This is a genomic window from Tissierella praeacuta (genome assembly GCF_040396155.1).
Lineage (GTDB): Bacteria > Bacillota > Clostridia > Tissierellales > Tissierellaceae > Tissierella > Tissierella praeacuta_A.
The window spans coordinates 1-17,166 of the sequence record NZ_JBEBOY010000049.1 but is presented as its reverse complement, the minus strand read 5'-3'; the positions used below and the strand labels follow the sequence as shown (position 1 = coordinate 17,166).

The 17,166-nt window shown below is 31.1% G+C and carries 8 protein-coding genes; all 8 read left to right on the top strand.

Going from position 1 to position 17,166, the window contains the following annotated elements:
• Positions 1 to 1,613, top strand: a 1,613-nt coding sequence (gene kamD / locus ABWP20_RS16235; protein WP_353097218.1) for a lysine 5,6-aminomutase subunit alpha, incomplete at its 5' end; no start/stop codon positions are given.
• Entirely contained in the window at positions 1,613 to 2,371 is a 759-nt protein-coding gene (kamE, locus tag ABWP20_RS16230) for a lysine 5,6-aminomutase subunit beta (RefSeq protein ID WP_353097217.1), read from the top strand. The genes kamD and kamE, both read left to right, overlap by 1 nt.
• Before the next feature lie 128 nt (positions 2,372 to 2,499).
• Positions 2,500 to 2,898 (top strand): hypothetical protein, encoded by a 399-nt coding sequence (locus tag ABWP20_RS16225; RefSeq protein ID WP_353097216.1) that lies wholly within the window; start codon positions 2,500 to 2,502, stop codon positions 2,896 to 2,898.
• A 79-nt stretch (positions 2,899 to 2,977) separates the two neighbouring features.
• On the top strand, positions 2,978 to 5,437 hold the full coding sequence (locus tag ABWP20_RS16220) for a sulfatase-like hydrolase/transferase (RefSeq protein ID WP_353097215.1): 2,460 nt from the start codon (positions 2,978 to 2,980) through the stop codon (positions 5,435 to 5,437).
• 114 nt (positions 5,438 to 5,551) lie between these two features.
• Positions 5,552 to 7,732, top strand: coding sequence for a hypothetical protein (locus ABWP20_RS16215; protein WP_353097214.1), 2,181 nt, complete (start codon positions 5,552 to 5,554; stop codon positions 7,730 to 7,732).
• Positions 7,733 to 7,743: 11 nt separating this feature from the next.
• A complete protein-coding gene (locus ABWP20_RS16210) occupies positions 7,744 to 13,983 on the top strand; it encodes an IPT/TIG domain-containing protein (protein WP_353097213.1) in 6,240 nt (2,079 codons plus the stop codon).
• A 1-nt stretch (position 13,984) separates the two neighbouring features.
• Positions 13,985 to 15,640, top strand: coding sequence for a hypothetical protein (locus ABWP20_RS16205; RefSeq protein ID WP_353097211.1), 1,656 nt, complete (start codon positions 13,985 to 13,987; stop codon positions 15,638 to 15,640).
• An 8-nt stretch (positions 15,641 to 15,648) separates the two neighbouring features.
• Positions 15,649 to 17,106, top strand: a complete 1,458-nt coding sequence (locus tag ABWP20_RS16200; RefSeq protein WP_353097210.1) for an S-layer homology domain-containing protein — start codon at positions 15,649 to 15,651, stop codon at positions 17,104 to 17,106.
• The last annotated feature ends 60 nt before the right edge of the window (positions 17,107 to 17,166 follow it).

Sequence of the window (17,166 nt, the reverse complement as noted above, 5' to 3'; positions counted from 1 at the left end):
AATGTTTTAACTGCATGGTCATTACTGACTATGACATTATTATACTAGGAGTGATAAATTTGAGTAAATTAAATCTTGATCAAAACTTAATAGAAAGCTCAAGAAATGCAGCTAAAAATATAGCGGAAGAAGTACAAAAATTTATAGATGCCCATACTACTGCTGCAACTGAAAGAACCATAGCGAGGCTTCTAGGAATAGATGGAGTAGATGAAATAGAAAAGCCTCTGCCAAACGTAGTTATAGATAATATTAAAGAAGGCGGCGGATTAGAAAGAGGGGCTGCATACTGGATTGGAAATGCAGTAGTGAGTACAGGACTTACACCTCAAGAAATAGCAGAGAAGATATCAGTTGGAGAAATAGATATTACAAGAATTCCAGCTCAAGATGAAGATAAAATTAAAGAAGTAGTTTATGAAATGGCAAAAAATAAAGTAGCAAAAATTAAAGCAAATAGAGATAGAAGAAATGAATATCTAAATACAATAGGTGAGGGAAAAAAACCATATCTATATGTAATAGTAGCTACAGGAAATATCTATGAAGATATAGTTCAGGCTCAAGCAGCAGCTCGTCAAGGAGCTGATGTTGTAGCAGTTATTAGAACTACAGGACAATCATTACTTGACTATGTACCATATGGAGCAACAACAGAAGGATTTGGAGGAACCTATGCAACTCAAGAAAACTTTAGACTAATGAGAAAAGCATTAGACGAAGTAGGAGAGGAAGTAGGCAGATATATAAGATTATGTAACTATTGCTCAGGACTTTGTATGCCAGAAATAGCTGCAATGGGAGCTAGTGAAAGATTAGATATGATGTTAAATGACGCATTATATGGAATATTATTTAGAGATATTAATATGCAAAGAACCTTAGTAGATCAATACTTCTCTAGAATAATCAATGGTTATGCAGGTATTATCATCAATACTGGAGAAGACAATTACTTAACTACAGATGATGCAGTAGAAGCTGCCCATACAGTATTAGCATCACAATTTATTAATGAGCAGTTTGCAATTAAAGCAGGTTTGCCAGAGGAACAAATGGGTCTTGGACATGCATTTGAAATGGATCCATCAGTTGAGAATGGATTCTTGCTTGAGTTATCACAAGCACAGATGGCAAGGGAAATATTCCCTAAGGCACCATTAAAATACATGCCCCCAACAAAATTCATGACAGGAAATATATTTAAAGGACATGTACAAAACGCATTATTCAATATGGTATCTATTATGACCAATCAAGGAATTCAACTATTAGGTATGCTGACAGAGGCAATTCATACACCTCATTTACATGATAGATATTTATCCATTGAAAATGCTCAATATATATTTAATAATGCAAGGGATCTTGGAGATGAAATAGAATTTAAAGAGGATGGTATAATTCAACGAAGGGCACAAGAAGTGCTTAAAAATGCAGAAGAACTTCTAACTCAAATAGAAAAAGAAGGATTATTCCAAACTATAGAGCAAGGTAAATTTGGTGGAGTAAAGAGATCACGTACAGGTGGCAAGGGATTAGATGGAGTAGCTAAGAAAGACTCAGGGTATTTTAATCCATTTATTGAATTGATGCTTGGAGGTGACAGATAATGGTAGAAATTGCAAAGGTAGATTTAACACGTGTAAAACCATATGGAGATACAATGAATGATGGAATGGTGCAGCTAGGTTTTTCACTTCCAGTACCAGCAGGAGATGAAGCAGTAGAGGCAGCGCGTCAATTAGCTAGAAAAATGGGATTTGATGAGCCAGCAGTAGTATATTCAAAGGATTTGGGAGTAGGTTATACCTATTTTGTAGTATATGGTAAATGTACACATACAGTAGATTTCACTAAAATAGAAGTACCTAAAGTAGATGTAGATGTATTGTCTAAAGAGGAAGTAGAAGAGTATATTAAAGATAATATAAAGAGGAAAGTAGTTATAGTAGGAGCTTGTACAGGTACAGATGCTCATACAGTAGGTATAGATGCTATAATGAACATGAAAGGCTATGCAGGACATTATGGACTTGAAAGATACGAAGGAGTAGATGCATATAATCTAGGGTCTCAAGTGCCAAATGAAGAATTAGTAGCTAAAGCAATAGAATTAAACGCAGATGCAATTTTAGTATCACAAGTAGTAACACAGAAAGATGTACACATACCAAATATGACACAATTAGTTGAATTATTAGAAGCAGAAGGCATTAGAGATAAAGTAGTACTTACTTGCGGAGGACCAAGAATTAGTCACGAATTAGCTAAAGAATTAGGTTATGATGCAGGATTTGGCACAGGTTCTTTTGCAGAAGACGTGGCTACCTTTGTAGTTACAGAAATGGTAAATAGAAAATTAGTATAATTAAGTAAAGATAAAGCTCAGGCTTTTATTTCCATTATGTTGGAAATAAAAGCCTGATTTTTTTAATTGTATAAAGTGATACATAAATGATATAATCTATTTAAGGATAAACGGAGAGGAGAATCTAAATGGATGAAAAAGTTTATGATTTACTAGAAAAGCTCTATGTTGAAGTGCTAAATGTAAAGACAGAACTGAAAGAAGAAATCCATAAATTAAGGATAGACTTAAAAGATAAGATTCAAGGATTAAGGACTGAACTGAAAGAAGAGATTAAAGGAATAAAGCCAGAATTAAAGGAAGAAGTTGAAGGAGTAAGTTTTCCTATGGCAACAAAGATAGAGTTAGAAGAATTAAAGGCTATCATGGCAACTAAAGAGGAGCTTGAACTTGTTCCTGAGGAATTAAGAGAAAAAATTCAAGCGGTATATGATGAAGTAAAGGAACTTCGTCATGATTTAAATACTATGGAAATAATTGCGGCTAAGAATGCATATGATGTCGCCTTGTTAAAGGCAGCAAGATAAAAGTTCAACGGAGAAATTAATATAGGTTTTCTATTCTAAAAGAGAATGGAGAACCTATTGACATAATTAGGAGGAAAAAATGATTTCAATCTTATTTATATTAAAAACCATATTATTCATGAATATCACTAATATTGAATTTAATAGAATTCTAATATTAATTATCACATCAATGATTACAATAGGATTTATATCTTTGATTAAGCAAACAAGATTGAAATATAAATCTACAATCATTATTTTATTTTATGGGCTAATATCCTTTATAATGTTTGTAGATGCAGTTTATTATTCTCAATTCCACGCATTACCTTCTATTGCCATGTTAGGACAAGCTAAACAGCTTACGGCAGTTGGAGATAATATTAAAAGTTTAGTAAATATAAAAAATCTATTGATGATATTAGATATACCTATATTAATATTCCTATCATTATATTCTAAGAAAATTAATATAAAAAATAAAAGGGAGATATCTCCAATTGGTACTCATATTATTCTTACAATAATGGCATTTGCAATAATTTATGGAAATACAATTGGACAGATACAAGCATTAATGGCACAAGAATTATACTTTTTTCATATATCAGATATAGCTAAGAATATAAATAAAAAACAAAAGAATATTGATTTCACAATAAAAGATTTAGAAGAGATAAAGAATAGGACTGATTTAAAAGATGGTAAACTAACAGGAATAGGTAAAGATAAAAATCTTATAGTATTACAGGTGGAAGCCTTACAGAATTTCGTAATTAATCTAAATTACAATAATCAAGAAATTACACCAAATTTAAATAAATTAATAAAGGACAAGTCCTCCCTATATTATAATAAATATTACCAATTAATAGGTAGAGGCAATACTTCTGATGCAGAATTTGTAAGCCATAACTCTCTTCATCCATCATTGGAAGAACCTAGTTATATTCAATATGAGAGCAATAGATTCTATGGTATTCCTTGGTTGCTTAGAGATAATGGATATACTGTTTGGGCAATGCATGGATATAAAAAAGAATTTTGGAATAGGGAAAAGGCCTATGTAAATCAGGGATTTCAAAGATTTATCTCTGAAGAAGACTATGATTTTGATGAAATAATTGGTTTTGGTATAAGGGATGAGGATTTCTTTAAGCAAAATATTGGATATTTAAAGGAATTAGACAGTGTAGATGATAATCCATTTTATGCATTTATTATAACCCTTACATCCCATTCACCATTTAATATTCCACAGGAATATCGTATGCTAAAAATTAAACCAGAACATGAAGGTACTATATTAGGTGATTATTTACAATCCATACATTATGTAGATAAGGAAATAGGTAAGTTTATTGAAGAATTAAAAAAAGAAGGCTTATATGATGATACTGTAATAGCAGTATATGGGGATCATTTTGCAATACAAAGCGGAGAAAAAGAAACAGATAATATGATGACAGAGCTATTAGGATATAAATATGATTATGACACTATGATGAATATACCCCTTATAATTCATGTACCAGGACAGGATATAAATGAAACTATTTCCACCGTAGGAAGTCCTATGGACTTTTATCCTACTATATTAAATATAATGGGATATAAAAATGAAAAAGGACTAATGATGGGTAAGGATTTAACAAATTGCAAGGAGGAAAACTATGTATTTCCACAGACTTATTTGTTAAAAGGTTCATTTATAGGAAAAGATGAAATGTTTGTAATGGCAAGAGATGGACTATTTGACCATAGTAAAGTATATGATTTAAATACAAGGGATGAAATAGATAAAACTAGATTTCGTTCAATGTATGATACAATTATAAAGGAAATCAATAAATCGGATTTCATTCTAAAAAAGGATTTACTAAAGTATTATATAGATAACAATGGTGAAATAGATTTAAGCATTCTAACAGAACCAAATATATTAAAAAAGAAAAAAATAGCATCCTTTTATTATAATTCATTAGAAGAACTAGATAGGGCTTATGACAAAGGATATAGAGTATTGGCTGTAGATATAGAATTAACTGTAGATGATGGAATAATTCTTTTGAAGGACTGGTACTGGTATTATAATAATCTCTTTGAAAACCCAAAGGATAAAAGGTTAACTTTAAAAGAATTTAAAGAATTAAATATGAAAGAAAATAAGACTCAAATGACAATAGAAGATCTTATACAATGGATGGAAAAACACAAAGATGTATATGTAATTCTTCGTCATGGAGAAGCAGAGAATGAAGTTTTTGTAAAGGCATTTAAAAACTATCCTGTTCTTATAGATAGATGTATAGTAGAAATAAAAAACTTCCGCCAATATCTAACTGTCACATATAGAGGGTTCAATAAAGTAATATTAAATCCAATAAAAGAAAATTATACAGATGAAGAAATATTGGACTTTGTTACAATGCATCCCCATGTAGGAGTAATTCTCAATAAAGAAAGAGCAAAGACGGATTTAACGAAGATATTAAAGGAAAAGGGGTTGCCAGTTTATGTAGATAATGGAGAAAATATATTGCATAAAAAGAGATAAGTAACAAAAATAGTGCTTTCACTATTTTTGTTACTTATTGTGTTTCTCTAAAGATTTTGGATCATTTTGCCGATAGATATATTTAGAATTATATTTTGGGAGGGATCTTATTTCATGAAAAAAAGGATATTTTATATGTTTTTAGCAATAAATTTAATACTTAGCATGTTGCCTCAGGGAATTACCTATGCTTCAGGGACAGATAAAAGTATAATAACAAAAGTATATACAAATAAACAAACTATACTTCAAGGAGATAAGGATATAGATTATGATGTATTGTACATATATATAGAACATGAATCTGGTTATAAAGTCGACAATAATAAATTTGATTTAAAAAACCTACATAAAGCGGTAAAGATTATTGTTAATGGAGAAGAAGAAAATCCTATTGATTCAAACGGTAATTTTAAGTATACCATAGACTATAATAGTGATCTGAATAGGATAGAGATTAAGGTAAAAGAAGAACAATCAAATCCTACTCATTTAAAGCCATTTATTCTTAAAGAACATAGCTATTACAATATTTATATACCAAATGGATTTTTCTTGAGCCAAGAAGGTAATAGTGGTGTAATTAATTATACTTTTACTACAAGGGGTGAAGGAGCGAATATTATAGACAGGGGAATATATAAGTTTGAAATAGCCAATAGCCCTATAGATAGACCACTTTTAATTACGGATTTTACACCAGACAAAGATAATATAGAGTTTAGTATTATAGGATATAATTTTGCTGAAGATATTAAGCAATTAAGATTTGTAAGAGAAACTGACAATAAGACAATTACAATACCTAAAGGCGATTTAAAATTCCATGACGTAACAAAAATAACAGGCGTTATAAAAGGTAGCACAAAGTCTGAGTTTGCAAAAATTGATGGCGAAGAATATGAACTATTTAAAACCAATGCAGGGGTCTATGACATCTATATAGATTTTGAAAGGGGACAATCTACATCAACTCATAAAATAGATCAACGATTTATAGTAAAAGATAGACCTAAGGTAATGGATACAACTCCTAGAAATGGAGAGAGGTATTTTGAGCCAGAGCTATTATATAACAAATTTACCAATCCAGATGAAGAAGGGCATTATATAAAAGTGGTTTTTGAGGATATAGGTAGCACATTAAAGATAATAAATACTATAAATCATAGAATCCAAGTCAATGTAATAGGAGATAAAACTAATTTGGTAGATGAAAATAAACATCTGGTATATAAAAGAGAACTATCAATAAGTCAACATTCAACGAATAGATTTAGTATTTATATACCATTAGTTGATAAACTAGATGATGGCCAAAGATATGAAGTATTTATACCTGAGAATTCTGTTGTAGAATATTCAGATATAGAGACTGAGAAAAATAGATCTTATAGATGGACATTTAATACAAATTATTTTCCCAAGGCAGAAAGACTATATGAAGGCTCAGTACCAGAATTCTATGATTGGAACTATCCAATAGTAATAGATGGGGCAATGTTTCACGGAAATACATCTGTAGAATTTAGAAACATGAATGGAAAATATTATAGTTCTTCACGTATAGATATTAGAAATAACAATAGTACAATATATGTATATTTACCAAGAGATAGAAGGCTGCCAGTAGGAGTCTATGATATAATAATAAATAATGGAGATTCTTATGAAACTGAAATTGTTTATGGAGTATTTTCTGTAGTCAAGGAAGGTGATTATGTTCCTAATGAAGAATATAGAGTGAAAGAAGATAGGTCCATTGGTCTTGTAAAGGAAACAATAGGGACAAGTAAGGATGTAGTAGAATTAAGTTCTAAATATACAGATAGGAGTTATGTGGAAATAGATTTAGATGAATTAATGGGTTCTGAAACCTGGGTAAGAAGTATAGAATATCCAATATCCTGGAGTGATATTCTATGGGAACTTGAACTTAAATCCAAATGGGCAAATGCCAATATAAGAGGTCTAAAACTTAATAACTATTACGATGAGAAATATATAGAGCTTAGAGCGGGCAGAGTTGAACCAAGTATGTCAGATATATTAAGGAAGAAATTAGTAGGAAGAAGTATAAAATCAAACTTTATAGAAGTGTCAGGAGCTAATTTTGACTTCACTAATCTAACAATTGAGATACCATATTTTAATTCTGATGGCAGCAGATTAAGGATTTTAAGATATGATGAATCAAATAGAAGGTTTGAAGATATTCCATATGTAATAGATTTAATAAATGGAAAAGTAAGAGGTATGAGCAGTAAACCAGGTATTTTTGTAATAGTAGAATAAGGGGTGATAGTGTGAAAAAAATTATATCAATATTTTTAGCAGTTATGATAGTTATATCAGGACTTCCAATGGGGGATTTAGTAGCCTTTGCAGCAGATGATGATCCAGCAGTAGTAAAGAATGTAACTGTTACTAGAACATATAAAGACATAAATCAAGTTGGAGTAATGTTTATCGAAGTAAATGGTACTAACTTAAGTAAGCTAGGGAAAAACCCTGTAATTGTAAGAGATGAGATAGGAAATCCTAGTGCTCTTTCTACTATAGTAGAAAATGATTATAAATTGCATTATAAGATAGAGAACCCTAAAGGAATATCAAGAGTATCGGTAAATGAGAATGATTATGATATTAATTCAATACAGATGCCTATTATTACCAGTATAGAACCACTCAATAGGATGGTTAGTAATGCAGGGAAACTAACTATCAATGGTAATGGATTTAAAGATAAAGCTGTTGAAATAAGATTCATTAGCGGATCTGGACTAGATAATTCTAATATAGGATTTAGGGAAGAAGAAGGGGAGAATGGAGAGAAGATAGAAAAGTTAATAAAAGGCTTTTTGCCGAATACCGTAGGTGGTCCTTATAGATTAGAATTTAAACGAGCTGAAGGAAATCTAATTATAGAAGATAATTATCCTAATCTATTTACAGTATATGGTGAACTAGGTATTAGTGATGATATTACCATGGTTCCAAATCAAGGACCAGCTGGTACTGAAGTTAAAATAAAAGGTAAAGAGTTAACTAAGCAAATGAGTGCTTTCTTTCTAAAGGATATTGATGGAAGTGATCCCTACACAGTTGATAATAGGGGAATATTTGTATCTTATGGTAAAGTAGAAGATGATGAAAGCAAAGATAAAGATAAAACCATAGATGTTTATACCCTAAGAGTACCACCAAAACTAGAGCAAGGTAGATATTATGTAGTTCTAACCAATGATGTAAATGGTGAAAGTGATTTAGAAGGAAAAATTATAAGCAGAAAGCTTTTCAGTGATAATATATTTACTGTTATCGACAATAGGGATACTATTTCCGTAACTGATGTAGAACCACCAAGAGGACCAGAAACTGGAGTAGATGCTATAATACAAGGAAGATATATAGGAACTTTAAGCCCAAATGTATTTACTCCAAATGATAATAGTAAATTTGAAATGGCAAAAATAGATCCTGCATCAAATATCTTAAAAGTTGATTATAATCCCAAGAATGTAGGCGAGTCAATAGGTAGATACAAGCTTATAGGAGGAAAAGAAGGGGTAGATGTTACTAAAATAGAAAGAGAAATAACAGTTTTCATAGGAAATAAGGCAACATTTAGGGAAGGCTCAGTTTTTACTAAGGATATGGACAAATTAAATATTAAGGTGTCTTCCATAAACTTACAGGATGGCGAGGACCCTGCTAAACCCGTAAAGGTTGATGTAACAACAACAATTTATTATGAGGAAAATGGCGAAAAGAAGTTAGTAATAAGAGAAGAAGGCACATGGAAGAATAAATTTATATTTCAACCGATAAATTATAAACCTAGAATAACTAGTATCATTCCAGATATAATACCTGTAGATGCAAATAATAACATAGCAGATAGTTTTAAGATATCTATAGTTGGTGAGAATTTCTTAAAATATAGATATACAAATGATAAAGGCGAAGTAAAAGTAAAACAGCCAGTTATTGATTTAGGGGGTCAGATAATTTTAGATCCTAATATAAGTGAGGATAAAGTAGGTAATCCTAAAAGAATTCCAGTAACGGATATGAAGATTTTTAATAAAAGTGGAGTTGAAATAGATGGTACAGTAGGAAATGATTTAGGGAATAAAATACTTGTAACAGTGCCTAAGGGTGAAGCTATAGATCCTAATATTATTGATATAATTAGCAGATTGATAGTGACCAATCCTATAAAAAATAATCAGGATATAGAAGATGATGATCCAAACAAGCATTTAGGGCTTAGTGGGGATGGTGAAATTAAGTTTATTAAAGTTACCTCTGATAAGACACCATTTATTACCAACGTAACTCCAGATACCATAACTACATCTGGAGAAAAGGGTATAATTATTTCAGGGCAAAATTTTGCTGAGAAGTTTACTCTATATATGGATGGAGAGAAAATAACATCAGCCAAAAGAAATGGTACAGGTACTCAAATAACCTTTGATGCCCCACCTAAACCTGAAGGTTATGTACAGCTTATAGTACAAAATGACGATGGTGCATTGGCAACTTACGATAAGTTATTATATGTAAAGACATATACAGACCCTAAAATAATAGATTTCAATCCTAAGAAAGGTACAGCAAATACATTAGTTGATTTAAAAGGGCAAAACTTAGTTCCACCAAATCCGTTAGTAAAGGAATTAGATGGTATAGGGTTTATGAAATTAGTAGGAACAAGGGTATTTATAGGTGGTAAGGATATTAACACATATACAACAAACAACACATTAGAACCATATGAAATACCAGCTGATAAACCATTAATATCAGCAAGAGACAATACTATAATACCATCAGACTATTATCATAGTATTATTCTAGAAGATAATGGCACATATTATAAAATATATTTTGATACAATTTCAGGAAAATACTATTTAACAGATGGGGACAAGGATGTATATGAGATAATAGCAAAAGAAGATAAATTATTTGGTAAAAAAGGTGGGGATTCAGAACAAGGTATAACGGTAAAAAATAAACAGATAGAACTTGATGGGAAAATATTAGCTATTACTGAAGTAGAACTTGATGGAAAAACATTAACTATAAAAACACCTTATTCTACAGAGGCAATTAATGGAGTAGATACCATTACAGGAAATAGAGTAAAAGTAACAAATGGAAATGAATTATATTTTGAAGTGCCTCCTCAACCAAGGGAAGGGTATTATGATATAGCCATAGTAAATCCAGATACAAAAAAAGATGAGAGAAAAGGAAATGCAGGATTCTACTACTTCTTCCAACCGGGAGAAGAGCCACCAAAGATAAAGGATATCGAACCATCAGAAGGATCCACAGAGGGGCAGTATGATATATTTATCGATGGTGAAAATTTTGTAGATAGAGGTACACCAGACCAAAAAACTTCTGTAATCATAGGTGGGATAGTAGTGCCATCACAGGATATAGAAGTATCACCAGATGGAAAAACAATGAAAGTAAAAGTACCTAAATATCCTGGAGACTTATCCAACGAAACGGATATGGATAGGAAATATGTTAATGTTGTAGTAATAAACCCTGATGGAGGCTCTGATAGAAGAATAAATGGATTTGCATATATAATTCCAATATCACATCCTCAAATAACTAAATTGATTCTCAACAAAGGCTCTGCAGCAGGTGGAGATATAGTCACTATAGAGGGACGTGATTTTAGATATTTTGAGCCATTTAGAGATGCTAACAACGATGGGATTTGGAATGATGGTGAAACTTTTACAGATAAGAATGGAAATAAAAAATGGGATGATTTAAGGAAGAAAGATGTGTTTGATGATTTAAAAGATGATTGGGATAACAATATTCTTCCTATTTTACCAACAGTATATTTTGGGGGCAAGATAGCAACTATAAAAAGTTTCACAGCTTCAACTATTGATGTAGAAGTGCCAAAGGGAGTTAAAGGACCAGTTGAGGTATATTTAGTAAATAATGATTATGGAGTATCCAATAAATTAACATTTACCTATGAAGCATCTAATCCTAAGATTAACTCCATTACACCTAATACAGGTAAAAAACAAGGTGGAGATAAATTAGAAATATTAGGAGAAGGATTTATTAAAGGGGATATATCAGTATATAATGATTTAAATTCATTACCTCAACTAAAAGAAATGGTACAGATTCAATTTGGTAATCCAAATGACGAAAATATGACTAACGTTAACTTAACCTTAGATAACCCGAATTCAGGTAGAATAAGAGATAAAGTTGCTCAAGCTAAAGCAGGACAATTAGAGTTAAAGTATGACGCTTCAGGTGATGATGTAAAACTTAGTATGACTCTAACAGACAATAATATAAAATATACGGGAGAAGATATTCCATATAATGATCAAGAAGTATTCATCCCTTTAAATTTATTAAAAAATGATAAAGGTGAAAACTATAAAGGAAACGAACTTGTTCGAATTAGATTAGAAAAGATTGAAGGGGCAAGTAATACCTTTAGAGTAAGAGTGGATAGAGGATTTTCACCAAAAGCTACTGTGTTAAATCAAGGACATGTAAATGCAGTTACACCATCCTATTATACAATAGGAGATGTTCAGGTTCAGTTAATAAATCCAGATAATGGAATTGCTACAGGAAAGTTTAACTATAAAAATCCAGATAGTAATCCTAAGATAACTAATATTCTTAGAGATGGACAGGAAGGATACAAAGTGGATGATGGAAGAACAATAGTTGAAGTAAATTATTTAGGTGGAAACACCTTAGAAATAATAGGTACGGATTTTAGAAAGCCAGTTAAAATTCAAATTGGAGAGATATCTATAAATGCTGAAATAGAATATCAACCAGAGGACCAATCAATATCCAATAGGCTAATATTTAAAATGCCAGCAGTAGATAAGAAATATATTGGAACATACAATAGAGTAGTAGTAGAAAATGAAGATGGTGGAGTTGCTAACTCAGAGCCTATTTTCATTAAGTTCATATCTCCAGAAAGTACAGGATTAACTATTACAAAGATAACACCAAATTTCGGACCTACAGCAGGGGGGACTACAGTAACCATAGAGGGTAAAGACTTTAGAGAGAAAATAGATGGTTTCCCAGATGGTAAACTTAAAGTATATTTTGGAGATGGCTCCAAACAAGTACAGGTGCCACAAGAGAATATAATATCTATTACCTATGATAAAATCATAGTAAAAACTCCACCATATACAGCGGGGCCAGCAACTGTAAAGGTTGAAAACCCAGATGGAAATATAGCAGAACTACAAAATGGATTTACCTATGTAAGTAATCCTAAAATAGTATCAGTTGTTGATCCTGAAAATAATAAAAAGGTAATAGAGACTCTATCTGTAGAAGGTGGAGAAAAGGTAAAGATAATAGGTAGTGACTTTATGCAAGGCGCAAAAGTAGTATTTAATCCAGTATTAAAATTAGTAGATGATAAAACCCAAGGAGCAGGAGAAAGAATTACAATAGATACAAAAGAATATATACTTGAATCTGGAACGGAGGGTATAGAAGTTGAGGTAATTAATGGACAAACTATTACTGTAATAACTCCTCCGGGAAAATTAGACGATAAAGGTATAATAGTTATCAATCCAGATAAGGGAGCATCAAATGTATATAATATAGGATATGGAACACCAGAAATAGATGCACCACTTAATGTAGAAGCAGAAGTAGTATTTGATCAGTTCATCAAAGTTCATTGGTCAGCTGTAAAAGATGCCTTTGAATATGAGATATACATGAGCGAAGATGGCGGAAAATTTGAGTTCATAGGCACAACAGAGTTAACATCCTATGTGGTACAAAATATAAAATCTCGAACAGAGTATCAATTTTTAGTACGGGCAATAGGAAAATACGGTACATCAAAACCAATAGACGAATCAAAAAGTAATTATGTCACTACAGGCAGAGGAGTAGGACCTGAAGATGAAGATGGCAGCCCGGGAGAAAATACAGTAATAAACAGAAATGGTACTGTAGCAGACATTATCATAGGTTCTGAAGATTTTACTAGTAAAGGAATGACAATAGATTTAACTAGAGGAAATCTTGCAGGAGTAAAAGATATAACAATTAGAATTCCTGCTGAGATTGTAGTAAATTCTTTTGGAAATATAAAGATTCTAGGAAAAGACTATACAATGGAATTTAGTCCAAATATATTTAAGAATTCTACTATAGAAAGTAATAAAAGAAATTCCGATGCAGGGGTGGTATTTAAGGTATTTACCTATAAAGGAAATGTAGATATAAAATCAGGAGATTCAGTATTAGGAGAGTTATATTTACTAGAAGCAAATACTTATGTAGGAAAAGATACAGCAAAAATAGATTATTTAAATGGAAATATAGGATTTACATTGGATTATGATATGCAAAAAGCACAAGCTCGTAGGTCAAATAGAATTCAAACAGTTAGATATGATGATAATGCTAAAGTATGGATGCCAATTAATTATCCTAATAGGCTTGGATTATATACTGTAATAGGAAGTAGGAGATAATATGAAAAAAATAATATCTGTTGTATTAATGATGCTGATAATTGGAAGCTTTGCTACTGTTAATGGAGTAAGTGCAAAAAATATATTTCAACAAGGGATTGTAGAAGGGTATTTTATAGAATATAATAAAAATAATATAGTCATAGAAGAATATGGAGGAGATATCTATAAATTACCTATGGTTAAAGATGTAGCTCTAGAGATAGATGGTCGTGCCGTAAATATTACTGATTTTAAAAAGGGAATGGAAGTATATATTGAATTACAAGGCAGAAGTGTGAAATACATGGATGCATATTCTGTTGATATACCTGGATATATACAACCTGGGGAGAAAGTAAGAGTGGGAGTAATCAAAAGAGTTGACAGAGATCAAATCCAAATACAACTACCAACAGGCAAGGAGGAAGTATATTTTACTTCTCCTGCCACAGTAATTACTAAAAATAAACAAAATACCAATGCTAACTCTCTATATATTGGCGATAGAGTTAAACTATACTTTGATGAAATGGATACATCATATATTAGCAGATTAGAAATAGAAGGAAGTTCTATTTTAATTAAAGATTTATATAGAGGAAAGATTACAGTAGTAGATGAATTAGAGGATGTAATAGCTCTTGAAGAAGTAGATGTGTTTAGAAATGGTAGTTGGAAAAGCCTTGATAAGAATTTAAGACTTCCTTATAATTCAGACCTGCCTTTATATGTAGGAGGACAAAAAATTAATTACAAAAATCTGAAATACTATAAAGGTAAAACAGTTTATATGGCAATGAAAGATTATTTTGGTAAGGAAAAGATAGAAAAAATGGTAGTAAAATCTCAATATGAAACTGTTTTTTCTGATAAGATAAAGACAGTTACTCAATACGGTTCACAATTAGAGTTAGGAAACAATAAAAATATAAAATTCCACGATGGAACAATGATTATAAAAAGTGGCAGATTAGTAGACAATTATAATCTAAATCCTGAATCTGATGGTTTAATTATAGCAGATGGTAGAGGTAGTGAGCTTTCAGCTGATGTTATATATGTATATAATGAAGATATAAATAACTCTAATATTGGACAAGACCATATCTATGTTGGAAGGCTAAACACTATATTACAAAATAAGTTATATCTAAAGAATTTCTTCTTATTAGATAAAAATGAGTGGGAGTCCTTTAGAGAAGAAAAAGAATTATTTTATGATAATGATACCTTTATATATGATATGGAAAACAAAAAAGCAGTATCTCCTAAAGAATTTTTCTCAGCTAATTTCTCTGTAGATGAAGATAATACGAGAAATAGGAAGCCAAGAGATTGGTATGGCTATATATATACTGATGGAGATAGAGTTTCAGTGGCATTTGTGAAACAGTCCTTAGATTCTCTATCAGGTCAAAGAACAACCATAGGTGTAGTGGAAGCTAGTCCAGTACTTGATAGTTCAATGGGATGGGCAGTTAGACTAAAGGATGTTAAAAACTGGAGTTCAAGGAATGAAGAGTGGATGGCAGCCAATGCTTCATTAAATTTATATTTAAAAGAAGCAATGCTTATAAAAGATGGAGTAAAGGTTAATGTTGAAGATATTAAAGTAGGAGATAGATTGTATCTTGTAAGAGATAGTAGTATGGCTAAAGTAATTATCATTAAATGAGGTGTATCATGAAAAATAAAATTCTTTTAACATTATTAATCATAGCAATATTAGTACCAAATCAATCTTTTGCTACGCCTCTAGAATATGTAGGTGGTGTACAAAATGAACATCAATATGAAGAAATAGTCTTTATAACAGGGAAACCTATAAAATTTATAGGAACATATAGTGTATCAGAGAAATTAAAGGATGATGAAGAAAATATAACCTATAAATTTACATTAAAGAGTGAGGATACAAGTTTAGAGGGAAAATTAGATAGAACAATAACCTATGGAACTAATTTATCTAAACATACAAATGTAGGACAGACAGTAGGAGAAACTACAGTAGATAAATATAAAGAAACTATAAAATTTGGTAAAGATACTTATACTTTAGTGGATTATCAATTTTCAAAGTCTGATATAATTGATGAAAGGGCTGCTTCAGATTTTTACTCTGGTAATATAAAAGGGAGAAAATACTACGAATATAATAAAACCAAGGGAACTGTCATAATAGACATTACTGGCGGCAATGTAGGATATGAAAATTTCTGGGGAAGCACAGAAACACAGATAATAAATCATATGATAACAGTAGATATGAAGCCAGATGAAGATAAAAAAGGAAGTTCCTGGCAAGGTTCATATAGCCATCAAGTGTCTGATAGTATGACTAAGTCCCTTAGATACTCAGAAAACGATGCGAATTTTTCTAGTTTTCATGGAGGGCATATTAGAATAACCAATCAATCTGTAGTGTCGAAATATGATTATAAACTTCCTAAGGCAAATGGCAGTATATCTTTAAATCAAGATATGGTACCAAAACTAGAAAGACTTATTGTACCAAAATTTAGAGATGTAAATGGACACTGGGCTGAGGAAAATATAAAGAAATTATATTCTCTTGATGTATTTGAAGGTAATAGTGATATATTTGGTCCTAATACACCAATGAATAGGCTGCAGTTTACTAAGGCAATAATGAGGGCATGTGATATTAGAACATCAATATTAGAAACCAAAAAAAGCAGTAGTCGCAGGAAAAAAAATATACCTCCTGAGATATCATACTTTACTGATATAGATATTGCACACCCAGATTATCAATATGTAAAGGCGGGAGTAGATAAAAAAATAATCACAGGAACATCTAAGAAACTATTTGAACCAAATAAATCTCTTACAAGAGCTGAAGCCATAACTGTTTTAGTTCGTGCATTGGGGTTTGAAAACAGAGCACCAAATCCAGGATATATGACGTCTTTTTCTGATGATAGAAATATTCCATCTTGGTCTAGGGATAGTATATATATGGCTAGGGAAATGCATATAGTAGAAGGTGATGCTATGAATAGAATAAACCCAAACCAACAGTTAACAAAGGCAGAAGCCTCCACTTTAATAGTTAAATTCTTAGAATTTCTAGAAAAAGACTTGCAAAAGGATTATAGAGAGAATATAATTAATTTCTGATATTAAAAGCAATCTGGTAATATGTCAAGAACAAATTTTTAAATAAAAGAAAAGAATATA

What these genes read in the sequence shown, in the direction of transcription:
- kamE (WP_353097217.1), top strand. Translation starts at nt 1,613, where the DNA reads ATGGTAGAAATTGCAAAGGTAGATTTAACACGTGTAAAACCATATGGA.
- ABWP20_RS16220 (WP_353097215.1), top strand. Translation starts at nt 2,978, where the DNA reads ATGATTTCAATCTTATTTATATTAAAAACCATATTATTCATGAATATC.
- ABWP20_RS16200 (WP_353097210.1), top strand. Translation starts at nt 15,649, where the DNA reads ATGAAAAATAAAATTCTTTTAACATTATTAATCATAGCAATATTAGTA.
- ABWP20_RS16205 (WP_353097211.1), top strand. Translation starts at nt 13,985, where the DNA reads ATGAAAAAAATAATATCTGTTGTATTAATGATGCTGATAATTGGAAGC.
- ABWP20_RS16215 (WP_353097214.1), top strand. Translation starts at nt 5,552, where the DNA reads ATGAAAAAAAGGATATTTTATATGTTTTTAGCAATAAATTTAATACTT.
- ABWP20_RS16225 (WP_353097216.1), top strand. Translation starts at nt 2,500, where the DNA reads ATGGATGAAAAAGTTTATGATTTACTAGAAAAGCTCTATGTTGAAGTG.